The organism is Parabacteroides sp. APC149_11_2_Y6 (genome assembly GCF_054506995.1).
This window is the reverse complement of the sequence record NZ_CP173709.1, coordinates 5,067,969-5,094,290: the sequence shown is the minus strand read 5'-3', so window position 1 is coordinate 5,094,290 and position 26,322 is coordinate 5,067,969. Positions and strand designations below refer to the sequence as shown.

Here is a 26,322-nt window from a genome sequence, read left to right as displayed (position 1 = left end):
GAATAATCCGGCGTTCGTCGGGTTTTACCGGTAAACAGGCGTTTTATTATTGTACGGAAAGTGCTGTTGCCATAGCTTTGCATCAAAATTAAAAACGAAACGACAATGAAAGCAAATCAACAAGGCATCCATTCCTGGCATCACAAACTGAGTACGTTTGTAACAGCCCTCGTGTTTATTGTAGTAGGTCTGATGTTTATCGGGCGTAACCTCGGCATTATCGACTCCTATTGGTTCGGTATTATTATTTCCTGGCAGATGCTGCTGATAGTAATCGGGCTGGTCCAGTTTATCAAGCGGCATTTCTGGGGAGGGTGCATACTGGTTGCTGTCGGAGCCTATTTTCTGCTACCGGAAATTTCGGCTATCGAAACAGACTGGATGGCAACGTACTGGCCGGCCATTTTTATACTAATCGGTATCAGTATACTTTTCAAAAGAAACTCTCATCCTTCACACAGGAGATGGGGAGAAAGAACAGATCATACACAAACCTCCTATACTTCCGAAGACGGATTTATCGTATCCGACAATACATTCGGTTCTATCCAGCAAATCGTACTCGACCCTGTATTCAACGGCGCAAGTATGAAATGTACTTTCGGAGGGACTATTCTCGATTTACGACGTACCAAACTGGATAAACCGGAAACATTTATCGAAATAGATTGTACATTCGGCGGTATCGAAATATATGTCCCCTCCGACTGGAATGTCCAAACCCAGGTTCAGGCTATCATAGGAGGATGCGATGACAAACGCTACAATTCCGTGGCTCCGGTCGATCAGGAGCATGTATTGATTATACAGGGGAAAGTTAACTTCGGCGGCATCGAATTAAAAAATTAACCCATGCAGAAACATCCGTTTATAGAATTTATTCCTTACCGGATCGTTGGGATTATACTGGTTCTTACGGCGTGGGGGATTTTATCCTGTCTGGAAGTGCTGTATTGCGGGATGGATTGGGAGATAGCCCTTATCGACAGCCTGATTACCACCGGAATCCTCTCCGCGGCAGGTTTCCTGCTATGGTATGTAACTGATGTCCTCCGGGCATCCCAGGCCCAGTTCGTACTGGCACTGGCAGTCCAGGTTATTTGTATTGCCGACAGTTTTATCATATGGACATTCTATATGGAAAACCCGGGCATGTATTTCTTGCCGAGTATACCTCTCCGTTTACTGTTCGGATTATCCTGCTGGTTTATTTTATTGCAATGGTACCGGATATACCAAATGCATAGCCGGATAGAAGAAGAGCCGGATAGAACGGAAGAAATAGACACAGAAGAACAAGCTCCTGCTGTAGCCCAAACAGAGGAACTGCCGGACCGCATCTCGGTAAAAGACGGGACACGTATTCACATCATTCATTTGGATGAGCTGTTTTACATACAGGCATGTGGTGATTATGTAACTCTGTTTACTCCGACAGGACAATATACGAAAGAACAAACGATGAAATATTTTGAAACGCATCTTCCTCTAAATATATTCATACGTATTCACCGTTCCTGTATTGTGAATTCGGAACAGATTGTCCGGGTGGAATTATTCGGGAAAGAAACCTATCAGGTACGTCTTAAAAACGGCATTTGCCTAAGGGCAAGCAACTCCGGATACAAGCTATTAAAAGAACGGCTGTTGCTCTAAGAAAAGTGTTAATTTTAGCTGTTTTTGTCTGTATTGAATATAGTTTTAATTCATCTAACACTTTTTATTCAAACAGGCCAATCCGTTTAACATCTATTATCCGCCAAACACTTGACATATATCGGATACAGTAGTACATTTGCAATGTGGTTTTTTCATAATAGTATTAGATTTAAGGTTAACAAAGTTGGTTAGGGGTTGTCGTGATGACAACCTTTAATTGTTTATAGACGGTTCATGCATTTTGCTGCTCACTCTTCTTCTGATCATACACACAGTTTCCACGGAAAAATGTTTTCAGCACTTTTATATCTTTAATATGTCTCGGAGGGATTGTTAGAATATCACGGTCGAGGATAATAAAGTCTGCACTTTTCCCCACGGTTATACTTCCGAATTCATCTTCGGCATCTACCTGTCTTGCTCCATTTATCGTATAGGCATCGATAGCGGTTCTGACATCTATTCCTTCCGATTGAGGCGGAATGATCAGATCGTCGCTTTCGATAGTCCTGCAAACTGCATAATAAATGTTATTAAACGGATTCATTCCGACCAAACCGCGACTCACCGGAGCATCGCTACCAAATGTCAGCGTTGTACCTCCTTCTGCTACCGATTTCAGAGGCATCATGCGTGAATAACGATCATCCCCAAGGACTTGCGGAGTAAAAGGATCATAGGCAAGCCACAACGGAGTGGTCTGATAGAATACATCGTTTTGCTCTGAAAAACGCTTAAGGCCATCCGGCGGGAGTATCTGGACATGCGCCATTGTTTTGGTTCCGGAAATGTCGCCTAATTCTTTATAGATATCTAATACATCCGAAATCGCACGATCGCCTATCGCATGTACATGCACATTAAAATCCTCATCAGTAGCAACCCGTGCCATATCCAGCATATTCGAATTACGCAATACTTCTTCACCATGTCCATGTCCCGGTGGCAGATAATCATCAAACATATAGGCACTATAGACTTCTACAGTACCATCTTTGAACATTTTCAATGTGGTTGGCCGTACATTATCAGAAGTCTGTTCATCCCTTACATCCTTCATCATCTCTATGAAGTCTTCAGGTTTCGCCGTCCCGTCATAATAGAAAGAAGTAAAATAGCGCAAAGGCAACTTCGTTTTATTAAGAACAGGAAGTATTTCTTTTTCATCCATAACCAGGAAACCGGCATCATATACTGCTGTATACCCATTGGAATTTATGACTTTATGAAATTCAGGTAAATTTTTCTTCATGGCTTTTACCGAACCGAGTTTCAACTTTTTATATACACTGACAATCGCATTTACTTCCACAACCTGGCCCGTTGGATTTCCATGTTCATCGCGAGCAAAAAAGCTGGATCCGGGTATCGGATCAGGGGTGTTTGCATCGATACCTGCGGCTTTCATCGCTGCCGTATTCAGCCACATGCTATGTCCCCCGCTATCTGTTAATGCAACAGGACGATCACTTACTTTATCAAGTTCGGAAGCTAAAGGCTTAGCACCGACACCATATCCCAAACCTATAATAATAGGAACTTTCGACTTCTCGTTTTCACGGGAAAATTCATGGACTGCTTCCAAGATTTCTTCATGACTCCAATCTTCCGCTATTTCAAGACTGGGCGTATCCGTCATAACAACACTTACAAAAATGTAATGGCAATGTGTATCCATGAAACCGGGAAGCATACGCCGGCTATGCATGTCATAGAATACAGCTTTGTTGTCTCCGACAAAATCTTTAGCGCCATTATCATCACCGACATAAACGATTTCACCGCCACTCACAACAATTGCCGTAGCTTCGGGATTCGCTTTATCAGCAGTGTAAATTTTAGCATTGTAATACACATGGAGCGGTTCGTCCAGACTTGCACATCCGACTGTTGCCATAGACACTCCGGCAACCAACAGGCTGGATAAAAAACGTCTTCTCTTCATTCTTCTTTTTGCTAAGGGTTAAAACTAAAAATATATATCACTTTGGTAAATATAGGGAAAAAGAATTATCCACATTCTTTCAGGAAAAGATATTAACAGGTTTTATTATACTAATAGACAGACAATCATTATTTTTCATACTTCTTTACGCGTTTTGCATGTCGTTCACAAAACGTTTCAGCACCGTTCAATAATAAAACATACGGTATTTTATTTTGTTTTTAAAAAGGACTTGTATCTTTATCCTCAATTATAATATGGAAATAATGAAATTACGGACTGCAAATGTGATACGCTATATCATGCCTTTACGGGAAGGCGGTTCACTACCGGCATTGGCTGAAGCGGATGACGGTTTCAAATATGTTGTGAAATTCCGTGGCGCCGGACACGGGACAAAAGCCTTGATAGCCGAACTGATAGGCGGAGAAATTGCACGTGCATTGGGATTCCGTATTCCGGAACTTATCTTTCTGGAACTGGATGAGGCATTCGGGCGTACGGAAGGAGACGAAGAAATCCAGGACCTTTTGCAAAGTAGCCGGGGGTTAAATTTAGGATTACATTTTTTGTCCGGAGCACTCACATTCGACCCGGTAGTTACGAAAGTAGACCCTGAAACGGCTTCCGGTATCGTTTGGCTGGACGCATTCCTAACCAATGTAGACCGTACATTCCATAATACCAATATGCTGATGTGGCATAAAGAATTATGGTTGATAGACCTTGGAGCTTCCCTCTTTTTCCATTATTCGTGGGTAAACTGGGAAAAACATGCTACCGGCCCTTTTCCACAGATAAAAGAACATGTACTATTGCCGGAAGCATCCATGCTGGAAGAAGTGGATGCCACATTCCATACCGTACTGACGGAAGAAAAAATACGTGCGATTGTCGGTTTGATTCCCAATGACTGGCTCCACTGGCCTAACAGCCCCGGAACACCCGATGAGATAAGAGAGATTTACGTCCGTTTCTTGCTGAAGCGGTTGGCCCATTCCGAAACATTTATCAAAGAAGCCCGGTATGCAAGGAAATCACTTATATGAATATGCCATTATACGTATCGTTCCGAAGGTGGAACGGGAAGAATTTTTTAATGTAGGGATTATTTTGTTTTCAAAAAAGGCGAAATACCTGAAAGCTTTATATAAAGTAGACGAGAACAAGTTAAACCTGTTCTCGTCCGAATTGGATCGTGAATCCTTGTATGCCAACCTGGAAGTCTTCCATAAGATTTGCTCCGGGATAAAAGAAGGAGGACCGATTGCCGGCATGGATATACCGGAACGTTTCCGATGGTTGACTGCCGTCAGGAGCGCTTCTATCCAGACCTCCCGCCCCCATCCCGGTTTTTCCGGCGATTTGGACAAGACACTGGAGGAGTTGTTCAGGGAGTTGGTTCTCTAATCTTCTACCAGATAAACCACTTCGTGAGCTTCCGTTAACTGGGGAATTTCCAGTTTCTGAAGCATTTTATCCAGTACATGCTCCGGTAGTACATATTCCCTGTCCTGATTTTGTTTGCGCCAGATCATATAAGGCTTTTCTATATAGACTATTCTCACTTTAGCCTTATAGCTTGTAAACAAGTCTACCAACTGACGGCGCATCATGGCTGTGATGTTGGTCGCATTCCAAATAAAATCTTGTTTTTTACGCAGATAGCAACGGGCTTCTTCCTTAGCCGTTTGCACCACCCAGCCATTTGTCGCTTTATCTGTCGGACTTAACTTATTTTTCCTGCGGATAGCATCCAGACTAACAACCGGCAAATCCTTTCCGACTGTCCGGATATAATAATCCTTTCCCATTCCCGGCAGCCCGGACAACAAAGTCACTTCACAATCAAAACCATCATGCGGGACATAGTCTATATAACTGTCTGCCTGATTAAAATAATGATAACGGGCATTCGGGGTAGCAAAAGCCCTTGCCTGCCTCCAACAGTTTTTCTCCTGGCAAAATAGCTCAAACAACTCCACTGTTTCCAATAATTGTTCACTATCCCGGCAAATACGTCCACGAATATCTGCCATAGCTAACAGCTTTAATAAACAGGTATCCAGCCGCAACGAGACTTCAGCCACCTTTTTCTCCGGATTTTCCTTTTCCATGAACCAAAGAGGCAATCCGTGAAAACGGACTAACGAAGCGATTTGTTCACGCAGTGCAAACGGAGCAGGAATATCCCGGTACAGAATCGTACGAGCCGTATATTCTCCTTTTCTGGCATGTCCATATGCAGAGATACGCCCTTCGCCTTCATTGACAGAACAGGAACGTTTTTCCACATCATGCAATAAAGCTGCAGTCCAAAGCACCTCCTGCTCCAGCTCTGTAAGCATACCAAATCCCTGCGAAGCAATCAACTCATTTAAAACCATCTGTGTATGGATTGCAACATTCCCTTCACCATGATGAACAGTGTGCTGGGATGTATTTTCCATATCCCGTATCCATTGGAAACGCTCCGATAGGAATTGCCAGTCTCTATAATTTGTAAATTTCCAGTTCATTTTTTCTATTCTTTATTCGTATACTCCCAGACCAGGCGGGCCCGTTTCCAATGACGGGTCCAATGCTCCCCAGTCTTTACATGTCCTTTACGGACATACTTAAAAACATTCCGGGCAAATTCCGATACAGGATATTCATTTATATTACGGCTCACTACCCCTTCCCGGCTGCAATCCTGTACCAACTGGGTATCGATTGAACCGAAAATACTGGGTTCCTGTGCCCAAAGGATAATTTGCCGTTGCAACGTTTCCTGTGTCAGCGCTTTTACCGGCTGAACAGCCAGTTCAGGCACAACCGGAAAATCACATAAGCCGGCATAGAACTTTACTTCTTCCCAGGATAACCAAGTATCCTGTTGCCTTACGGCAAAGATAAAGAAATAAGATTCCAGCCGTTTATACTCGATAGAATGTACGGCATACAGGTTCTCTCCGAATAATTCGATATCCCCCAAATCCCGTTTCAACAGTTCCCACCGTTCCCGCAACTGGCAGGTCCAGGGAGATGTAGTTGGGGCTGCATGGGAGCGGGCAAATACACCGTACCGGTTCAAACAATTATTTTCGCCATCCAACTTTTCGGTGTGGACCAAAGTCTCTATTCTCTGAATGTCCTCCCAATACATATGATTGATGCGGTCGTCGCTTGTTGTCCCCGGCGAAAAGGGAAAATGATAGGTACGACCATACTTTTCCGATAACATAATTCTATTCTTTATTCATTCTTACTATACGCGGCATAAACCTGCCGTGAATTTCTACTAATGTATCCTGAGCCGGCATCACTTTCTCTATATCCTTATAAGCCAGAGGTATTTCCTCTATGCTCCCTCCTATCAGAGATACACCTGCACGAGTCAGTATTTTTTTCATTTCAGACCGGGTGAATTGTTCCTTGGCACTTTGCCTCGACATTGCCCTGCCCGCCCCATGAGATGCAGAATTAAGGGCCTCAACCTCTCCCGTTCCACACACCAGATATCCGGCTGTCGCCATGCTTCCCGGTATAAAACCGGCTTGTCCTTTCGCTGCCGGGGTAGCCCCTTTACGATGTACAATGGCATTCCTACCTGAAGAAATCTCTTCTTTCCAAGCAAAATTATGATGGTTGCTCACATTCGCTATCACTTTCATTCCCAATACTTTTGACAAATTAGAATGAATCTGTTCATGGCAAGCACGGGCATAATCGCCAGCCAAGTTCATACTCATCCAATATTCCCGCCCCGCTTCCGTATCCAAATCCAACCAGGCAAAATGTTGAGCTTCGCGAGGCAATTTACATTGTCCGCGAGCGACAGTGCTGTATTCTTTCGCAATTTCAGCACCCAATCCACGGGAACCGGAGTGTGACAATAAAGCGGTATAAGTTCCAGCCGGCAAATGCAGTACATTGTTCTCATTCAACTGAATTTCTCCAAACTCGACAAAATGATTGCCTCCCCCGGAAGTTCCTAATTGCCGGATTGCCTTTTCACGTAATTTCCGCAATAGAGGCGTAAGAGCAAACTCATCCCGGTCCAACACTTCATGCTCTTGAAGGAAAGGCAATCCTCCTTCCATTCCGAAATGCGTGTAATCTCCCAATGCCGTCTTGATTTGATGCGAATAACGCTTCAGGAAATCAGCTTTTGCATCAAATACAGAAAGGCTCATCCTGCAACCGATATCCACTCCTACGGCATAAGGAATTACCGCATTCTCAACAGCCAGTACCCCTCCGATAGGAAGCCCGTATCCGGCATGGGCATCCGGCATCAACGCTCCGGCTATTGCAACCGGAAGACGCATTGCCAAATCCATTTGTTGTTTAGCCAGGCTATCGATAAATTTATTCCCGTATGTTTTATAGGGAAGCGCCTCATCTCTGAGATTATACACGGTAAAAGGAAGTGTATCTGATAAAGTCGGAGCAAAATGTTCCACTAATGGAAACCAAATCTCACTATCCCTGAACTTCTCCGGTGATTCCTGTATCTCTACCAATGTGGCAAGTATCTGCTCTTTCGTTTCATGTTTGCAAAACTTGCCGGTGATATTGATAGCAAGGCTACGTGCCACATTGTTTGTATATCCTATTTTACTTAAATCTTTTGTTCGTATTCCCATAATTCTTTTTCTTCTTTATACTCCTCCATGATTTCCCAGAGGTTTTTATTCTTAACCGGATTATATTTATACTTTTCTTTGGGGATGTATTGTTTCTGGTATGTATTCCAGGAATTTGTATTTCCTCCCCATATTTTCACCAACCTGCCCCAATTCCTGTCTCGCTGAGACTCGAGCTCATCCTGATATTGCTCAAGAACCAAATCTTTCCGTTTGACCTTGGTAATCATATTAGGCCTTACACGTAAGACAAAGCGCCAGGGTTCACAGAATACATATTTCACCATCCACCGTTTAGCCGGATAAGAATAATAGTCAATACGATGAAACAGTTGCGCCTCTTCTTCTGTGAATTTCCCGGATTTACCAAAAGCCCATTCGTCCGGTTCCTGTAACAGTTGTTCCGCCCGCCGGCGATACCTCCATTTCGCTATTTTTCTTTTTCTATCTTTATTAAATGTTTTAACCGGACTATACCATACGGTATTTATCTTATCCAATATACCTTGATAAAAATCGGCTTTACTGCTGCGTTTGGTTTCCTCTGTCAATACAAACAGACGTTTGTATCCCCGTTGGATGGGCGGGTTCAATTCCTCATATCCCAGATTTCGTATCAGTTCGGAGACATGACGGCATTCCTTATCCAAACGGCGCAACTCTTTATCGCGTGCCATACGGATACGCCTGATTTTCCAACGTTCAGAGGGCAGGTTATTTATTTCAATGAGTGCTTGCTCATTTCCGTAATTGCCCATAAACAATTGTTTTTTAAGCCGACACAGTCAAACAGAGAGGTATGGATATACCCATTCCTGTATGCCTGATTCATCAGCCATGATAAATAAATGTATAAATTGATTGCGGGGACTAATTAACTGCTACAAGTGTAGTATGTATTAGATTCATAAAGACTGTCGTTACAAAGATTCTTCCTCCCGAAGAACCAACTTAGCCCCAATTTCCGATTTTTATTTACGTTCCAGCATATGTGTACCCTTTCTTAATTTTTAGGGTGATACTTAAAATTCGGTGGCAAAGATAAGGCTGTTTTTTGAATTAACAAATATTTGTATCATTTTTATACAAATAAAGGACAAACAGAAGCAATAAGCGATCAGGGAGCGGGGCTGCGCATTGCCGGAATCGAACCGGATAGTCTTGCCTCTTTTTCACGACTTCACTATTCCTCCCCTCATAGAGCTGCGATGTATCCCTTTTCTACGGCATTCTGCTTGTCTTTATTTTTGGAAGTGGGACAACAGCCAGGAAAAGACTATTGTTGCATCCCGGAAGATGCCAGGATTTGAACCTGTTCTTTGTTTTTAAAGACAAATTTACCGAAGTAACTCTTCCTTACGGTACCCACTTATTTTTGTAAACAAGGCAACAAGCGATAAGGGACTTTTTTCTTGCTCTACCCAACTGAGCTACGTTCTGCACAAGGCAGAGCGGGGGGAGTCGACCCCCCGACACAGACGTTACCAACGAAGTAACCCTTATCTACGGCACTTGTTTATTCTTTATTCAAAGAGCACGAGGCTAAAATGGAATGTTGTTTATCTCAGATAAAGCATCTCCTCCCTGTTCTATCGCATCCAGGATATCGAATATCTTATCAGACCAACCGGCTATCAGATAGACATCCTCACGAAGTATACTTAAAGGAGTCATTCCGTATCCGGCAAGGTCAAACAGGTATAGCTTACTGTCCGGAGAAATCTTTTTATATTCATTCCACATAAAAGCCATTGTGTTATGACCTCCTTTCGTATCCCATAACTGGGAGTCCGTAAACAACATCACTTTATCTATCCGCTCACGACGGTTCAACAAATCTTTTATCACCAAATGTCCGTTGGTTGCATAGCCGACTTCCCCTTCCCTTTGATAGAACGCATCGACATTTGCCAGCACTCCCCGGGAAGGCACATTTATCACTTTCCATGTATCTCCGAACATGCCGGTTATTACATGTTCGCAACGTGACTTCAGCAACATAGCAAGCATTAAACCTATATCGTATAGATATATACGGCTCTTCGGTGATACCGAATGTTGCATCGAACCCGATACGTCGCAAGCTAATACTACACTGGTTTCCGAACTGAATCCTTTGATATGTTCAGCCGAAACTGCTACAGCCTCTTCCAACGCATCCAATACACAGGTTGCATATACGGATGTAGACTTGGATATTTCCCGGTAAGCGGCTAGGAAACGGAAAGGCAACTGTTTGGAACGACGCACATTTTCCGGCGAAGCCAATGTACTGCATACCTTTTTGATATAGGCCTCGGAAACTTCCGCTTCCAACAGATTGCGAAGGTTACGCAATAAAGCCATATAACCGACCTTCCCACTATCTATCAGTTCTTCCCATTTTAAAGAGAATGCACACTTACGTTCTTCCATAGAAGGGAACTTCACCTGCCCCAAGGCAGACAGTTCAGTCTCCCAGGTATAAGGTACGGACAAAGTATCATCTACTATTTTATTAAACAGTAACTGCTGTGCTTCATCTTTGGCTTTCGGGTGAACAAGGAACAAGGCATCCTTCAACTTTACTTCGGTATCCCGGTTGTATTTGGCAAACTGGTATTCGTCGAAACGGTTAAACGCTTCTTTCAATCCGGCCTGTATCTGCCGGGACAGCTTGTTCAGTTTCTTTACATCCTCACGGGCGTTTGCCTGCTGATAATATGCCAGCAATTCGGTTATCTCGTCGGCACGCCGAACCACCTGCGAAACCATCCGGCTTACAACAGAGTCGCCGCTATGAACCCGTGCCAACTCCACTGCCAAGACTAACGGCATAGAACGCATATTCATTTTTGTACGGGCATAGATTGCCAAACGTGCAACAAACCGAGGATCGTTATGTGCAATCAAATCACGTACGGCTTCTAATCTGTCGGCTGCGCTTTGATAAAAATGCTCGCTCAATGAAGAGGTAACAGTAGCTGTGTACAGTTGCCATTCGGGTGACAATTTCCAGGCTTGCGCTCCTTCATAGTTCATCACCTTGTCTGCCTTTTTGCTTAATAAATTGAACTTCATAACGATTTACTTTTATTTGTTTGACATTGCAAAGATGCAGGCATGGGTACGCAATATTTTTGCGCAACAAAAAATATTTGTAGGATTTCTATTATTTTTTTGCCTTAAAGCCGATAAATAAGAGATATATTTGTCCGAAAATCTTTTCAAATACTATGCCTGCAAACAGAAACGCATTAATCCGTTATAAAACCATCGATACCTGCCTGAGAAACCGGTACAGGCAATGGACGCTGGAAGATTTAATCGATGCCTGCTCTGATGCCCTTTATGAATATGAAGGCATAGACAAAGGCATCAGCCGGAGAACTATCCAGATGGATATCCAAATGATGCGCAGTGAGAAATTAGGCTACAATGCTCCGATTGTAGTGTACGACAATAAATACTATACATACGAAGATCCGGATTACAGCATTACCAACACGCCCCTTTCCGAGCAGGATTTAAAAGTCATGTCGGAAGCAGTGGAAGTACTGCGCCAGTTTAAGGGCTTTTCCTATTTCTCCGAAATGGGGGAAATCGTGAACCGCCTGGAAGACCATGTAACTTCTGTCCGCCAACAAACAATCCCTGTAATCGATTTTGAAAAGAATGAGCATCTGAAAGGCTTAAATTATCTGGACACTATTTATAATGCAGTTGTCAACAAACAGGCATTAGATATGAAATACCGCTCTTTTACTGCGCGCTCCGCTTCTTCTTTTATTTTCTATCCCTACTTGTTAAAAGAATACAGGAACCGTTGGTTTGTACTCGGAGTGAAAAAGAAGAACAAAAAGGTTCTATTAAACCTTGCGCTCGACCGCATCCACAACTTATCCATAGCAGAAAACGAGCTCTATCACGAGAATGACATTTTCGACCCTCTGACTTTCTTTGATGATATCGTAGGAGTCACCAAAAGCATCGGTTCCAAACCCGAGAAAGTCCGTTTTCAGGTACAAAAGCCTGATGCTTTTTATGTCCTGACCAAACCTATTCACAAAAGCCAGCGTCTGATTGAAGAAAAAGGGGGTAACATGATTTTCGAAATAGAAGTTATTATCAATAAAGAACTGGTACGCGACCTGTTCGGATTTGCCGAAGGGATAAAAATACTGGCACCGGCATCCCTCGCTCATTTAATACAAAAGAAACTGAGAGCAACTCTGGATTTATACAATCCACCCCACGAAGAAGATAAAAGTAACCGTTAATTTAACAGATTTTGCACGCGCTTCATATCCATTCAAACTACCCAACATTTTTTATCCAAACATCCGCTTCCCCTTAACATATATTGTACGCAGAACACTTGACAAAACTATCATGCAACTATATCTTTGCATTGTGGTTTTTTCATAATAGTATTAGATTTAAGGTTAACAAAGTTTGGTTAGGGGTTGTCGGGAGACAACCTTTAATTGTTTATAGACATTTCTGTTTACAGAAAAAACCCCGGCACAATCTTCTTTTAAAAAAGATCATACCGGGGTACACACAAATTATAACTCAAACTCCCTTATTTAGTCTCGGAATCTTTTTCATTCTTATGCAGCTTCATTTCAACAATAAAAGCAACAATCAACCCGATACCTCCGAACAATAAAACAGATGCACCATAGACTGTTCCTGCCAATTCATGACGATACCAACCCTGCCAGCCATCTCCCATATAAGACATATTACTGCTCATTCCGATTGATGTGGTAACAATAAAACCAATCAACAAACCAAGTCCGATACCTGCCAGCAGGCATCCTGCTTTTAAAGAAGAAAATGAAATATTACTGAATGCACCGTATTTGGGCAATTTCAATTTTCCTTCAAATGCCGAGGCATCCAGTTTCTCCCCTATCTTCTCGATAATAGCCAAACGTTCTTTTCTACGAACGAACAACTCAAACAAACCATACACTCCTGCAATGCAAATTCCGACTACCAGCGGAACCATAATAAAATCCATCATAACTGTACTATTTTAATGATTAATTAAACTCTTTGCCCTTTTGACGTAAAGATTTCTGAAAGGTTACAGATAGGTCCAGTAAAAAATATTATTATTTTTGTATATGCAAGTTGTAACCTGGCAACTTTATTTGCGTCCATTATAATATAAATGGAATTGTATACCGATACATATTATATAGAAAGGATACAATCAGGAGATACGGCATGTTTTGCTTGTCTTCTGGATAAATACAGCCGCCAGGTATATTCGCTTATTTTAAAGGTCGTCAGAAACCGGGAAGATGCGGAAGAACTTGCACAGGATGTATTTGTAAAGGTATTCCGTAATTTGTCTTCATTTAAAGGGGATAGCAGCTTTTCCACCTGGATGTACCGGATTGCATACAACACGGCAATCTCGGCAACCCGGAAAAAGAAAAATGAATTCCTGGCAATAGAAGAATCTATTATTAATAATGTATCCGAAGAAGAAGTTGCAGACGCCTTAGGAAGAAATGATACCACCGGACAAATGGAGATGTTGGATGCGGCTCTGGCAAAACTGCCGCCGGACGAACGGGCAATCATCCTGCTCTTTTACATGAAAGAGAAAACAATAGAGGAAGTTGCCGACATTACCGGGCTCACCCCATCGAATACAAAAGTGAAACTGCATCGTATTCGGAAAAAGTTATTTGTTATATTAAAAGGAATGGAGGATTAGACAATGAATACAAAACAGGAAAAAGACATCTTAAAAGATTTGTTTAAAAATATGCAGGAAGAACCGCTTCCAGCATCCTTCCGTATGAATGTAATGGAACAAATAACAAAAGAAGCCATAAAGATAAAGAAACGGAACGAACGTATGGGACTGATTGCAGTAATACTGGCTTCCCTCTTTATGGTGGCTTTGGGGATTGCAGCTTTCCTTTACATGGACTTACCTAAAATAACCCTTGAACCGATACATCCTTCTACCTTCCATTTTTATCTTTTCATTGGAAGTATAGCTTTACTTCTGTTGTATCTGGATTATCGCCTGCGCCGGTTATTTCACAAAAACAAATAACCGGAACCGGGAACAATTGGTGTTTTAAAATTCTATCTGGGGAATGAATTTCTTAATCGTATCCTTTAAGATGGCAACACTGATTGGTTTGGTTATAAATCCGTTACTGCCGGCTTCACGTGCGGCTTCCATATCATTCTCAAAAGCATAGGCCGATTGCATTATCACCGGGATGGACGAATCAATCTTACGGATTTCCTTCAATGCTTCGAGTCCATTCATCTCCGGCATTTTAATATCCATCAAAATTAAATCCGAATGCTCATCTTGGTACATCTGCAATAACTCTTTACCGGTTCTTGCATGAAGGACATTGGTATACTTTTTTAATATTGTCTTCAACAATAAAAAGTTACTCTCTTCATCTTCTGCAACCAAAATAGTAAATTCTTTACCAAAATCATACTTGTCCATAGCATTCCATATTATATGTCAACAAATTTCCATATTAATTTTCACATAACCAAACAGAAACAAACTTATTCTCACTCTGTAAGCTCGGAAAATCATATATTTTTGATTTTCCCCGGTAAGAGAAAAGGCAATTACCCTCAATTAATAATTATTTAAAATAATAAGTACGGAAAAATGTGAAAGCTCATAATATGTTTGTATATTTAGTGCACTAAAAAAGAAGAAGCAGAGCAAAATACACTGCTTTATTTTTTATAAATGAATGAGCATGTATAACTTTAAAGTCAAACATCATGGGAAAGTGTCAATTAATTCACAACAACGAACTTCATCTGATTGAGAAAAATGAGATTCATAGAGCTGTCGGCAAATTGGTAGAAGCATTAAACCTCGCGGCAGGCTCAACAGACGGTTTCGATATATATAAGGTAGTAGAAACTTATTTTACTGATTTAGATAAACGGCATGAAATAAACAGCATGCTTGGTATTGGCGAAAGCTGCCAGTTCTATGGAGAACAGGCGGAAGAAGCCGCACCAGAGTAGAAAAAGTAACTTTTATAAGAGAGGAAGAAACAAGGTTGTCTCATTTTAAACTGAGATGACCTTGTTTGTTTTTATCAAAATGACAAAAAGACAAAACACCTTATCCATTGCCGGCTTATATGAATACAGGTACGAGAAAAGCCTCAAATATGCCGCTCTCGCGAAGTTTAGCTTTATCTGTTTGTTGACGCAGATGGATGTATGGCTACTAAATGATAGAACACAGGAATTATTTTTTTGACGCGGATTCCGCGAATAAACGCAGATTAATACAGGTCTTATATTTCTTAATCCGCGTTTATTTGCAAAATCTTAGACAAATCATATAGTTACATTTTTCTAAATATAATAAACTATTTAATATCCGTGCCGGGGTCGGTTTTCCAATCATTCCAGAGCCGCATCTCTGCCTTATACTGTCTAAAAACAAAGCATACATGCTTTGAAATCGAAACATATATGCTTTGAAGTCAAAACATGTATGTTTTATCTGCGCGGATCGTTATATTTTAGTGCGCAAACAGTTGGAATTATCCGCGGAGATAGTTGGAATTACCCGCCGAATACATGGAAATAGGTTCCGGATAGTGTAGAAAAACCTCCGTTTTAGCTACAAAAAGCGTCCGTTTTCTCCTGAAATGCATTTTATTCACAGATGTCGAGTCAGCACAAAAGGCTTTATTCTATCAAAGCGCTATACAATCGAATCAAAAGCTAACTTTTTGAACAAAAAAAGACCGCCTGAATCAGGCAGTCTTTTTTATTATATTTGAAGAGAGTAATTACTTACCTGCTAATTTTTCTTTCAAAGCAGCAAGCTCTTCAATGTCACCCAGTGTAGTCTTTTCAACCGGACCGGTTACCATTGCAGATTCTTCTTCTTTCTTTCCACCGCGTTTTGCAGCCGGCTTTTTGTCGCTAACTTCTTTCTTGGCACCTTTTTGTTCGTCTTCGAAAATACGGCTGTGAGAAAGGATGATTCTCTTAGCTTCCTTGTTAAATTCGATTACCTTGAACTGCAATTTTTCGTCTACAGCAGCCTGAGAACCGTCTTCTTTTACAAGATGTTTCGGAGTTGCGAAACCTTCTACGCCGTAAGGCAAAGAGATTACTGCACCCTTATCCAATACTTCGATGATTGTACCTTCGTGGATAGAACCTACTGTGAAGATTGTTTCGAATACATCCCAAGGATTTTCTTCCAACTGTTTGTGGCCTAAGCTCAAACGGCGGTTTTCTTTGTCGATTTCCAGTACCTGAACTTCGATTTCAGCACCAATCTGGGTAAATTCTGACGGGTGTTTGATTTTCTTTGTCCAAGACAAGTCAGAAATATGGATCAAACCGTCTACACCTTCTTCGATTTCTACGAATACACCGAAGTTAGTGAAGTTACGAACTTTAGCCATATGGCGAGAACCTACAGGGAAACGTTCTTCGATGTTTTCCCATGGGTCAGCTTTCAGCTGTTTGATACCCAAAGACATCTTACGTTCGTCGCGATCCAAAGTCAGGATAACTGCTTCGATTTCGTCACCAACTTTCATGAAGTCCTGAGCAGAACGCAAGTGCTGTGTCCAAGACATTTCAGAAACGTGAATCAAACCTTCTACGCCCGGAGCGATTTCGATGAATGCACCGTAGTCAGCCATAACGACAACTTTACCTTTTACTTTGTCACCCACTTTCAAGTCAGTGTCCAAAGCATCCCAAGGATGCGGAGTCAGCTGCTTCAAGCCAAGAGCGATACGTTTCTTTTCGTCGTCGAAGTCGAGGATAACAACGTTGATCTTCTGATCCAACTGAACGATTTCTTCCGGATGAGATACACGGCCCCAAGAAAGGTCTGTGATGTGGATCAAACCGTCTACACCGCCCAAGTCAATGAATACACCGTAAGAAGTGATATTCTTAACCGTACCTTCCAGTACCTGGCCTTTTTCAAGTTTAGAGATGATATCTTTCTTCTGCTGTTCAAGTTCAGCTTCGATAAGAGCTTTGTGAGATACAACAACATTCTTAAATTCCTGATTGATTTTAACAATCTTGAATTCCATTGTCTTACCTACAAATACATCGTAATCGCGGATTGGCTTAACATCGATCTGAGAACCCGGCAAGAATGCTTCGATACCGAATACGTCAACGATCATACCGCCCTTCGTACGACATTTAATGTAACCTTTGATGATTTCGTCTTTTTCAAGAGCTTCGTTAACACGATCCCAAGAGCGTGTAGCGCGTGCTTTCTTGTGAGACAGGATCAACTGTCCTTTTTTGTCTTCCTGGTTTTCGATGTAAACTTCTACTTCGTCACCAATTTTCAGATCCGGATTGTAACGGAATTCAGACATCGGAACAACACCGTCTGATTTGAAACCGATATTAACCACAACTTCACGTTTGTTCATTGCAGTTACAGTTCCCATAACAACTTCTTTGTCCTTAACTGTGTTCAAAGTGTTGTCATACGTCTGTACAAGATCATCCTTGCTTACAGAACCATAAGTTTCGCCCTTTTCCAGAGCATCCCAATCGAAGTTATCGATGGGTTGAATGTTCTTTAAATTTTCCATTCTCTAAATTGTTAATACTTAAGTTTGTTTTAATTAGTAAGTTAGACATTATGTTGTCATCTCTCAAAAATCGGGGCAAAGGTAATGTTTTTTTCTGATACACAAGTGTTTTTACTCAAAGATTCTTCAGAAAACTACAAAACCCATTGGTTTTATAAAAAGTTTGCCCAGATATACTTAGGAGGCTGTATACCTGGGCAATACTTAATCGGATTTATACTTATAATGCTCCGGACATTGAAGGAGGCGCATCCTGTGGTGCACTACCCCAACTCTTATTCGGACGAGGTCCCATTTGCAGTACAAGTTTGCCGCCTTTTTTCATATCATCATGGTGTATCCATGGCTTATTCCATGGCTGACCATTCAGTGTCGCAGATTGAATATATTTATTCTGGGCTGATACGTTTTTAGCTTCAACAGTGAATGTTTTTCCATTGCCTACATTGATTACAGATTCTTCAAAAATCGGGCTTCCGATATTAATAGTAGGTTGTCCCGGACATTGCGGATACAGACCCATTGCACTCCATACATACCAGCTGGACATTGCACCGCCATCTTCGTCGCCGCTCAAGCCGAACGGAGTCGTATCATACCACATCTCCATTTGTTGTCTTACCCTGTATTGGGTCTTCCAAGGTTGTCCGGAATAATTATAAAGATAAGTAATATGGAAATCCGGTTCGTTTCCATGCGAATACATACCTACAAGCCCCGACATATCAGGATATTGTGCCTGGAACTGCAATTTATCGACAATCCGGCTATAATCGATTGTAAACAGGGAATCTAATCTTCTGTTGAAAATATCCCGTCCACCCATAAGATTGATCAATCCTTGTACGTCGTGCTGCACATGCCAGGTGTACATCCATGAATTGCCTTCTGCAAAATAAGCTTCACCGGCAAAACCTCCCGAGAACATCGGGTCATACGGTTCAACCCAAGTACCATCTTCCGACTTTGGAGCCATCAAACCGAATTTGGGGTTATAAACATTCTGATAATTATGAGCCCGTTTCATGAAAAGTTCATAATCATCCGTTTTACCTAATGCTTTCGCCATTTGGGCCAGACACCAGTCATCATAACAATGTTCCAATGTCACAGCAACCGACTGCCTTCTGTGCCATTTATCAACTTCCGGAACATCTTCTTCCACACCGACTTCATCTAACCAGGGACGTTGATACGGCATTTTATTATAATTTATTTTGCCATTGTTACCCCCTCTGTTATAGAATTTGTCCTGCATATACGTTGCCGGATTTATATCTTTACGCACATTCAATGCAGGATAATAGCCTTTGTCAAAATAATGTTGTTCCAACTTTGTAATACCATTGGCCTTTCCGGGAAGAGCCCCGTCTTTCCAAGGTATCATCGTTGCTTCCATTGCATTCTTACGCATTGCCTGATATGCCTTTTCCACATCATAGCCACGCACGCCTTTCATATAAGCGTCTACAATAACAGGAGTGGAGTGATGGCCAATCATTGCTCCTGAACTTGGCAACCAACCGGTTTTATCATAGGCCTCCAACCATCCGTTTATCACAGCATCTGTAAGTTCAGGACTTATTAACACCTGAAGAGGATAGGCACATCTGTATGTATCCCAAACATTACCCATTCTTAAAGCACGGGCACGATGCAATGTGGTATAGAATAATGAACGTTGTTTTTCAGTTCCTCCTTTTACTTTAATAAGAGAAAGTTCTTCATTCCATAAATCACGTCCCTTATCTTTTACCTGGTCAAAAGATAGATTACCGATTTCATTTTCAACAAATCCGCGAGCTTCTTCCACACTGTTAGAAGATATACCGATATTCATCTCTACGGTTTCTTTCTGCGCTTTTGTCGCATAACTTAAATACAAGCCTATATCTTCCCCTGCCTTTGTTTTAGTTTCAGGAGAAATAGTCTGTCCTTCCCATGTACCGCAAGAAGCCAACGGCTTATTTAACTTGGCATAAAAATAGCGCTTGGTTGAATTGGAATTTCTGTCTCTCAATAACGCTTCGCCTTCTATGACATTATTCTCTTTTACAGAAACACTCGCTTTGTTTTTTAAAGCCAAAAGGATGTTTGAGGTTTCATTTTGAGGCAATGTAAAACGGAACAAGACGGTATTCTTTGTCAAAGTGAACTCCGTATTAATATCCGGATCTTCAAGAAGTACCTGATAGTAATAAGGCGTTGCCGTTTCAAGGTCATGATCGAAAGCCGACGCATTCTCTTCCGCTCCAATCTTCACACTTCCCGTATTAACCATTAAATCTGCTACTCCCAGCGGGAATCCGAATATCTTATCCGAAAAATATTTATCAATAAATCTCGGATTAAATTGAGGGAAAACGGATAGATTTCCATTCGGTACTTTAGTTACCGGACTGGCTCCGGAAGTTTTAGGATTGACTGTCCCGATGTACTGATAGACATAATCAACCAATGGTTTCTCTTTCTCTGCTTTACAGCCTGCAAGCAGCATACACAATAAAGCACATGTAAATAATTTAGATTTGTCTTTCATATCAATTAGATTTTATGAATTAAAAAACACGAACTTCTATTTAATTAATTTTCTATACACAACTGCGGCTCCATTACGAGCAATAAACCAGTAACAACATGAATTCCTTTGGGACTCATCGAACTCCTTTAACAGTCCGATACAAATATATTGAAAAGAGAATAAAAAAAACAGAACTAAATAAAATATTTTGCGGATTTTTCTGAAAAATTGGGCACAACAAAAAAGCAGCTACAATTTTACTTGTAACTGCTTGATTTCCTTTTGTGGTCCCACTTGGGCTTGAACCAAGGACTCCCTGATTATGAGTCAGGTGCTCTAACCAACTGAGCTATGGGACCTATTCAGAGGCTTGCTCTGAAATCGGGTGCAATATTACGACTTATTATCGAAATATGCAAGCATTAAGATGAAAAAACTTATTTTTCGGCTGCATCTTCTGCAGAAAATTCCATTAAATAAGCCTTAATAAAGTCATCTATTTTACCGTCCATCACCCCATTAACATCCGATGTCTGATAATTGGTACGATGGTCTTTTACCCGGCGGTCGTCAAATACATAACTACGAATCTGAGACCCCCATTCGATTTTCTTCTTGCCTGCCTCGATTTTAGCCTGCTCTTCCATACGATGTTTCAGTTCCTTATCATAAAGGATGGAACGTAATTGCCGCAAGGCATTCTCACGGTTCTTGGGCTGGTCGCGCGTTTCCGTATTTTCAATTAGGATTTCTTCCTCTTCTCCGGTATACGGGTCTTTATATTGATAACGCAAACGAACGCCGGATTCAACCTTGTTCACATTCTGACCACCGGCACCACCCGAACGGAAAGTATCCCATGATATGGCAGCCTGGTCTATTTTTACTTCAATCGTATCATCCACCAAAGGAGTCACAAACACAGAAGCAAAAGATGTCATACGTTTACCTTGGGCATTATAAGGGGAGACACGTACCAAACGATGCACGCCATTCTCACTCTTTAAATAACCATATGCATAATCGCCTTCTATATTTAGCGTTGCCGTTTTAATTCCGGCTTCATCACCTTCCTGATAGTTCGCTACTGAAATCTTGTACCCATTCGCTTCCGCATAACGGGTATACATTCTCAGTAACATGGAAGCCCAGTCCTGACTTTCAGTACCTCCAGCGCCCGAATTGATTTTGAGAACGCAACCCATCTGGTCCGCTTCCTGACGGAGCATATTGCGGAACTCCAGGTTTTCAGTCAATTGAAGGGCTTTATTATATGCAACATCAACCTCCTCTTCGGTGATAATTTCCTCCTTTACATATTCATAGGCCAACTGCAACTCCTCGGCCGCATCATGAACCTCATTGTAAAGTTCTATCCACTTCTTCAGTTCTTTCACCTTTTTCATCTGGACCTCTGCCCGTTTGGCATCCTCCCAGAAACCGGGGTCATGTGTACGTAATTCTTCTTCTTCCAACTGGATGGTCTTACCATCTATGTCAAAGATACCCCCTCAGCGCTTGCTCGCGCTCCAACACGTTCTGTAGTTGGTCTGATGTTATCATAATATAAATCTTATTTTATTAAACTTGCGGCAAAGATAGAGAAATAGTTGACAGCAGACAACAGCCGGCTTACTCTACATACATTTCTTCTATCAGGTCCGCATATCTACGGAGTACTACAGGGCGGCGCAACTTCAATGTATCCGTCAGCTCACCTGTTTCCATACTAAAGGGCTCTGCAAGCAAAACAAAACGCTTGATTTTCTCAAAAGATGCCAGATTTTTCTGATGTTCTTCCACACGAGCCTCTATAAAACGGATAATATCTCTGTTCTTTACCAGTTCTTCACGGCTTTCGAAAGATATACCTCGCTCCTTCGCATATTGTTCAAGCAAAGGATAAGCCGGGACAATCAATGCGCTGACAAACTTACGCTGGTCGCCTATCACTGCAATTTGCTCAATATAAGAATCACCACTCATCAACATCTCGATAGCCTGAGGTGCAATATATTTTCCGTTTGATGTCTTATACAAATCCTTTATACGTTCCGTAAAGAACAAAGTATCACCTTCCAAGCGGCCTGCATCCCCTGTCCTGAAAAAGCCATCTTCAGTAAATGCCCTTTTATTCTCGGCAGGTTTATTATAATAACCACTCGTTACAGTCTTACCTTTCACCAATATCTCACTATTGCTTTCATCTATCCTTACTTCCACTCCTGGCATAATGGTTCCGATAGAACCAAACTGAAAACCTATTTCAGGATAAAAACAAACAGTTGCAGTTGTTTCGCTCAAGCCATATCCATATATAATAGGGATATTGACAGACTGTAAAAACTCGTTAACCGTATCTGACAACGGAGCTCCTGCCACAGGAAAAAAGCGTCCGCGTTCTATACCCAATACTTTTTTCAACAAAGTAAACACCGTATTATTATAGAACTTAAACTTCATGCTCAACCCGCATGGAGGGGTCAAGCCCTTATTTTTATATTCCAGATTATAACGTCTTCCTGTTTCTATAGCATCCAAAAAGATTTTTCTCATCGTAGGAGAAGATGAATTAATTTTTTCATGTACTCCTGCATACACTTTTTCCCAAAAACGAGGAACATTACACATTAATGTAGGATGTACTTCCGGCAATGTTTGCTGTATCTTTTTCGGGTCCTGGTTGATTGCTACCTTCACTCCTTTATGCAAGCAGTAATATGTCCATGCTTTCTCAAAAATATGGGTGAGAGGAAGAAAGCTCATTGACAAATCCTTATCCGTCACCATCGGCAAACGCACGTCATGGATACGCATAGCTTCCAGATAATTGGAATGATGCAGCATCACCCCTTTCGACTCCCCTGTGGTACCGGATGTATATATAATAGTAGCCAGATCCTCCGGAACGGCTTCTTTCATTCTTACTTTTACAATTGTCTCTGCCTGGTTATTATCTCCCAAACGCAGAAAATCATCAAAATAAATCGATGTCTTATCTTCCGGGTTCAGCTTTACGGCAGAATCAAACACAACAATACGGCTAAGGACCTTTGAAGTCTTCTGTACCTTAAATGCATTATTATATTGCAATTGTTCGCCCACAAACAAGGTACGGATGCCGGCATCATTAATAATATATTCTATTTGCCCGGGAGAACTGGTTGCATACATTGGAATTGAAACGGCACGGTTTCCATACGCTCCGAAATCCGTGTACAAACACTGTGGCATGTTCTGAGAATAAATACCGATATTCTCTTGAACTTCTATTCCAAACTCTGCCATCGCCTTGGCAGTCAGCATAACTTTGTCGGAAAATTCTCTCCAGGAGATTTTGGACCATTTTCCGCTTTCATTGTCACGTTGCTTTAACGCCGTACGTGATCCATATTTCTCCGCCTGACGATGAATTAACTCGGCATAGTGGTAATAAATCATGATTCTTTCTTTTGAATTGATACGGCAAATGTACTCTTTTCTGCTCTAACAGACATGATATTAGCTCATTTTTTACACATAATCACGCAATTTGTGCAATTTACACGTTAAAATAAGATAAATATAGTAGTATGTATTGCATAGTACATAGGCAATACATATATTTGTAACATAATTCAAATTGCAATAATAATAATGAATGCAGAGAACGTAAAATCACAAATGAGAAAAGGGACACTGGAATATTGCATTCTATTGCTCCTGCGCAAAGAGCCGGCGTATACCTCTGACATCATCCAGAAGTTACAAGAAGCCAAACTGATTGTAGTGGAAGGTACCCTATATCCTCTCTTAACCCGCTTGAAAAACAGCGAATTGTTAAGTTATCAATGGATAGAATCTACACAAGGTCCGCCCAGAAAATATTACCAGCTTACCCCCAAAGGAGAAGAGTTTCTCGGAGAACTGGAAACATCCTGGCAGGAACTGAATGATACAATAAACCACATCAGAAACAATTAAAACAAAAGACAATGAAAAAGACATTGACAGTTAATTTGGGAGGGACCGTTTTCCACATTGATGAAGATGCATATCAGTTATTAGATAAATATCTTTCCAACCTCCGCATCCACTTCCGCAAAGAAGAAGGCTCGGAGGAAATCATGAACGATTTTGAAATGCGTATCTCGGAGTTATTCAACGAACGGACACGGTTGGGATACGAAGTCATCACCATCGAACATGTAGAGAATGTGATTAAGCGAATGGGGAAACCGGAAGAAATTTTCGATCACGAAGAAGAAGACAAGGAAGAACCGAAAACACATACCACCTTTCAGGAGAATGAAGGGCAAACCGGCAAGAAGCGACTGATGAGAGATCCGGATAACCGTATCTTAGGAGGTGTTGCCGGAGGTATTGCTGCTTATATGGGATGGGACGTAACAGCAATTCGCTTAGCAATGATTCTATTATTACTAATACCCGTCGCTCCTGTTTTTCCTACTGTAACCATTTATGTCATCTTATGGTTAGTGATGCCACTGGCACGTACAGCCGCCGACAAATTAATTATGAGAGGTAAAAGCGTCACTCTTGAAAATATAGGAAAGACGGTTACCGACGGTTTCGAAAAGGTATCCAGCAAAACAAACGAATTCATTCATTCGGAGCAACCACGCAGTTTTCTGCAAAAATTGGCCGATTTATTCGTAATGGCAATCGGCTTTATCTTGAAATTCCTTGCAATACTGTTTGCTATCATATTAATGCCGGTTTTGCTGCTAATCGTTTTCGTTTTAGTAGCAGTTGCTTTTGCTCTGTTAGTCGGAGGAACAGGCGTACTCTATCATTTATCCCCATTCGGAATGAACCTGTACTCCGGAGCTCCTGTATGGTTAACAATTATGGGCTGTATCGGAACTATCCTACTGATTGGCATCCCGGTATTCTCTTTGTTGTACGCTGTATGCGGACAATTATTCAAACTGAAATCTATGCCGACATCCGCCAGATGGACATTACTGGTGTTATGGATAATTTCGCTGATTTTATGTACCGTATATTTTTACCAAACAGGAATCAACGGCTGGAGTCCCTGGGAGAATTTATTTACCATTTAAACAACACAAATAACAGCAGACATCATGAAAAAATCAAAATTATGGTTCACCCCGTTCTTGTTTCTATTGATTGTAGCAACAACATCATGCAACATACGGACATTAAGGGGAGACGGAAACGTTGTCAGCCGCGATATTTCTATCAGCAGCTACAATGAAATACAAATACAAGGAAGCAATATCGATCTGAATTATACACAATCGAACGATGCCCCATCCTTGAAAATAGAATGCGACCAGAATATTCTGGAGGCATTGCGCACTGAAGTCATAGACGGAGAGTTAATTATCCGTCCTAAAAACAAACAGGAACAGATAGCTCCTACCCGTTTCGTTATAACAACAAATTCATCCGCATTGAAAGAGCTCAAAATGGCGGGTAGCGGGAATAGCCATCTAACAGGTTTCTTACAAGGGAATGAAATGGAACTTGAATTAGCAGGCAGCGGAACCATAACAGTCGATTCGCTTTTTGTTGATAAGTTAAACTGCAAAATAGCAGGTAGCGGCGATATCATCCTATATGGAAAAAGCAATCATACAAATGCCGAAATGGCGGGTAGTTGCAAATTAAAAGCATTCGACCTGCAAACGGAATCATTAAATGCAAAAATGGCGGGTAGTAACAACATCGAAATTACAGTAAACAAAGAAATTTCCGTTAAAATAGCCGGAAGCGGCAATGTCCGTTATAAAGGGAATGCAGATGTTATAAAACAAAAGATAGCCGGAAGCGGTTCCATTTCCAAAGTAGAATAAATTATCCGTGATTTCTATTTCATTGTGTGTATAAATAAAGAAGGCCGTCCCGTCCCGGGAGGGCCTTTCTTCTAAGGCTAACAAATTTATGAGTAAAAACCACTAATGAATCATTTTTACAATGTAACTTTCTGCAACGAGT

General features: G+C 41.4%; 23 protein-coding genes and 1 tRNA gene. 11 read left to right on the top strand and 13 right to left on the bottom strand.

Annotated features, from left to right (window positions below):
- Positions 1-105: 105 nt before the first annotated feature.
- A complete protein-coding gene (locus tag ACGE0T_RS20735) occupies positions 106-849 on the top strand; it encodes a LiaF transmembrane domain-containing protein (RefSeq protein WP_459188470.1) in 744 nt (247 codons plus the stop codon).
- Between the two features lie 3 nt (positions 850-852).
- Positions 853-1,656 carry a LytTR family DNA-binding domain-containing protein gene (locus ACGE0T_RS20730; RefSeq protein WP_459188469.1) on the top strand — a complete coding sequence of 268 codons (804 nt, stop codon included), beginning with the start codon at positions 853-855 and terminating at the stop codon, positions 1,654-1,656.
- A gap of 235 nt (positions 1,657-1,891) precedes the next feature.
- Here the strand turns inward: ACGE0T_RS20730 and ACGE0T_RS20725 are convergent, their stop codons facing one another.
- Positions 1,892-3,604 (bottom strand): amidohydrolase, encoded by a 1,713-nt coding sequence (locus ACGE0T_RS20725; protein WP_459188468.1) that lies wholly within the window; start codon positions 3,602-3,604, stop codon positions 1,892-1,894.
- Positions 3,605-3,870: 266 nt separating this feature from the next.
- Between ACGE0T_RS20725 and ACGE0T_RS20720 the strand changes: the two genes are divergently transcribed.
- Together ACGE0T_RS20720 and ACGE0T_RS20715 are read left to right on the top strand one after the other, a co-directional pair.
- On the top strand, positions 3,871-4,653 hold the full coding sequence (locus ACGE0T_RS20720) for a HipA family kinase (protein ID WP_459190528.1): 783 nt from the start codon (positions 3,871-3,873) through the stop codon (positions 4,651-4,653).
- The gene (locus ACGE0T_RS20715; RefSeq protein ID WP_459188467.1) at positions 4,631-5,014 is read left to right on the top strand and encodes a DUF3037 domain-containing protein; all 384 of its coding nucleotides are present in this window, start codon (positions 4,631-4,633) and stop codon (positions 5,012-5,014) included. Before ACGE0T_RS20720 ends, ACGE0T_RS20715 begins: the two co-directional genes overlap by 23 nt.
- Here the strand turns inward: ACGE0T_RS20715 and ACGE0T_RS20710 are convergent.
- The 5 genes from ACGE0T_RS20710 to ACGE0T_RS20690 all read right to left on the bottom strand — a co-directional run bounded on the left by ACGE0T_RS20710 (position 5,011) and on the right by ACGE0T_RS20690 (position 11,295).
- Complete coding sequence (locus tag ACGE0T_RS20710; RefSeq protein WP_459188466.1) at positions 5,011-6,123, bottom strand: AAA family ATPase; 1,113 nt, start codon at positions 6,121-6,123, stop codon at positions 5,011-5,013. The genes ACGE0T_RS20715 and ACGE0T_RS20710 overlap by 4 nt on opposite strands.
- Before the next feature lie 5 nt (positions 6,124-6,128).
- Entirely contained in the window at positions 6,129-6,830 is a 702-nt protein-coding gene (locus tag ACGE0T_RS20705) for an RNA ligase family protein (RefSeq protein WP_459188465.1), read from the bottom strand.
- Positions 6,831-6,834: 4 nt separating this feature from the next.
- Positions 6,835-8,235: an RtcB family protein gene (locus ACGE0T_RS20700; RefSeq protein ID WP_459188464.1), complete on the bottom strand. Its 1,401-nt coding sequence runs from the start codon at positions 8,233-8,235 to the stop codon at positions 6,835-6,837.
- Positions 8,211-8,993 carry a hypothetical protein gene (locus ACGE0T_RS20695; protein WP_459188463.1) on the bottom strand — a complete coding sequence of 261 codons (783 nt, stop codon included), beginning with the start codon at positions 8,991-8,993 and terminating at the stop codon, positions 8,211-8,213. The genes ACGE0T_RS20700 and ACGE0T_RS20695 overlap by 25 nt, the downstream gene beginning before the upstream one ends.
- Before the next feature lie 784 nt (positions 8,994-9,777).
- Positions 9,778-11,295, bottom strand: a complete 1,518-nt coding sequence (locus tag ACGE0T_RS20690) for a TROVE domain-containing protein (protein ID WP_459188462.1) — start codon at positions 11,293-11,295, stop codon at positions 9,778-9,780.
- Between the two features lie 155 nt (positions 11,296-11,450).
- Between ACGE0T_RS20690 and ACGE0T_RS20685 the strand changes: the two genes are divergently transcribed.
- Positions 11,451-12,494, top strand: a complete 1,044-nt coding sequence (locus ACGE0T_RS20685) for a helix-turn-helix transcriptional regulator (protein ID WP_459188461.1) — start codon at positions 11,451-11,453, stop codon at positions 12,492-12,494.
- Between the two features lie 305 nt (positions 12,495-12,799).
- Here ACGE0T_RS20685 and ACGE0T_RS20680 read toward each other — a convergent pair whose 3' ends face one another.
- Entirely contained in the window at positions 12,800-13,246 is a 447-nt protein-coding gene (locus tag ACGE0T_RS20680; protein ID WP_459188460.1) for a DUF6249 domain-containing protein, read from the bottom strand.
- Between the two features lie 150 nt (positions 13,247-13,396).
- Here ACGE0T_RS20680 and ACGE0T_RS20675 point away from each other — a divergent pair, with 150 nt between their 5' ends.
- Entirely contained in the window at positions 13,397-13,951 is a 555-nt protein-coding gene (locus ACGE0T_RS20675) for an RNA polymerase sigma factor (RefSeq protein WP_459188459.1), read from the top strand.
- A 3-nt stretch (positions 13,952-13,954) separates the two neighbouring features.
- On the top strand, positions 13,955-14,299 hold the full coding sequence (locus ACGE0T_RS20670; RefSeq protein ID WP_459188458.1) for a hypothetical protein: 345 nt from the start codon (positions 13,955-13,957) through the stop codon (positions 14,297-14,299).
- A 24-nt stretch (positions 14,300-14,323) separates the two neighbouring features.
- Here the strand turns inward: ACGE0T_RS20670 and ACGE0T_RS20665 are convergent, their stop codons facing one another.
- Positions 14,324-14,713 carry a response regulator gene (locus ACGE0T_RS20665; protein ID WP_459188457.1) on the bottom strand — a complete coding sequence of 130 codons (390 nt, stop codon included), beginning with the start codon at positions 14,711-14,713 and terminating at the stop codon, positions 14,324-14,326.
- A gap of 293 nt (positions 14,714-15,006) precedes the next feature.
- Between ACGE0T_RS20665 and ACGE0T_RS20660 the strand changes: the two genes are divergently transcribed.
- Positions 15,007-15,258, top strand: coding sequence for a hypothetical protein (locus ACGE0T_RS20660; RefSeq protein ID WP_459188456.1), 252 nt, complete (start codon positions 15,007-15,009; stop codon positions 15,256-15,258).
- 782 nt (positions 15,259-16,040) lie between these two features.
- Here ACGE0T_RS20660 and rpsA read toward each other — a convergent pair.
- From rpsA to ACGE0T_RS20635, 5 genes are all read right to left on the bottom strand, one after another.
- Complete coding sequence (gene rpsA / locus ACGE0T_RS20655) at positions 16,041-17,834, bottom strand: 30S ribosomal protein S1 (RefSeq protein WP_459188455.1); 1,794 nt, start codon at positions 17,832-17,834, stop codon at positions 16,041-16,043.
- Positions 17,835-18,054: 220 nt separating this feature from the next.
- Complete coding sequence (locus ACGE0T_RS20650; protein ID WP_459188454.1) at positions 18,055-20,373, bottom strand: GH92 family glycosyl hydrolase; 2,319 nt, start codon at positions 20,371-20,373, stop codon at positions 18,055-18,057.
- Positions 20,374-20,640: 267 nt separating this feature from the next.
- Positions 20,641-20,714, bottom strand: a tRNA-Ile gene (locus tag ACGE0T_RS20645).
- A gap of 78 nt (positions 20,715-20,792) precedes the next feature.
- Positions 20,793-21,918 (bottom strand): peptide chain release factor 2 gene (gene prfB, locus ACGE0T_RS20640; RefSeq protein WP_459188453.1). Its coding sequence is split into 2 segments (ribosomal slippage): positions 20,793-21,854 and positions 21,856-21,918, totalling 1,125 coding nucleotides; the frame shifts between segments, so codons are not numbered across the junction.
- Between the two features lie 69 nt (positions 21,919-21,987).
- Complete coding sequence (locus ACGE0T_RS20635) at positions 21,988-23,796, bottom strand: AMP-dependent synthetase/ligase (protein ID WP_459188452.1); 1,809 nt, start codon at positions 23,794-23,796, stop codon at positions 21,988-21,990.
- A gap of 195 nt (positions 23,797-23,991) precedes the next feature.
- Here ACGE0T_RS20635 and ACGE0T_RS20630 point away from each other — a divergent pair, with 195 nt between their 5' ends.
- The 3 genes from ACGE0T_RS20630 to ACGE0T_RS20620 are packed head-to-tail and all read left to right on the top strand — an operon-like array spanning position 23,992 to position 26,180.
- Positions 23,992-24,318: a PadR family transcriptional regulator gene (locus tag ACGE0T_RS20630; RefSeq protein WP_459188451.1), complete on the top strand. Its 327-nt coding sequence runs from the start codon at positions 23,992-23,994 to the stop codon at positions 24,316-24,318.
- Positions 24,319-24,329: 11 nt separating this feature from the next.
- The gene (locus tag ACGE0T_RS20625; RefSeq protein WP_459188450.1) at positions 24,330-25,421 is read left to right on the top strand and encodes a PspC domain-containing protein; all 1,092 of its coding nucleotides are present in this window, start codon (positions 24,330-24,332) and stop codon (positions 25,419-25,421) included.
- 24 nt (positions 25,422-25,445) lie between these two features.
- Positions 25,446-26,180, top strand: coding sequence for a head GIN domain-containing protein (locus ACGE0T_RS20620; RefSeq protein ID WP_459188449.1), 735 nt, complete (start codon positions 25,446-25,448; stop codon positions 26,178-26,180).
- Positions 26,181-26,322: the final 142 nt, after the last annotated feature.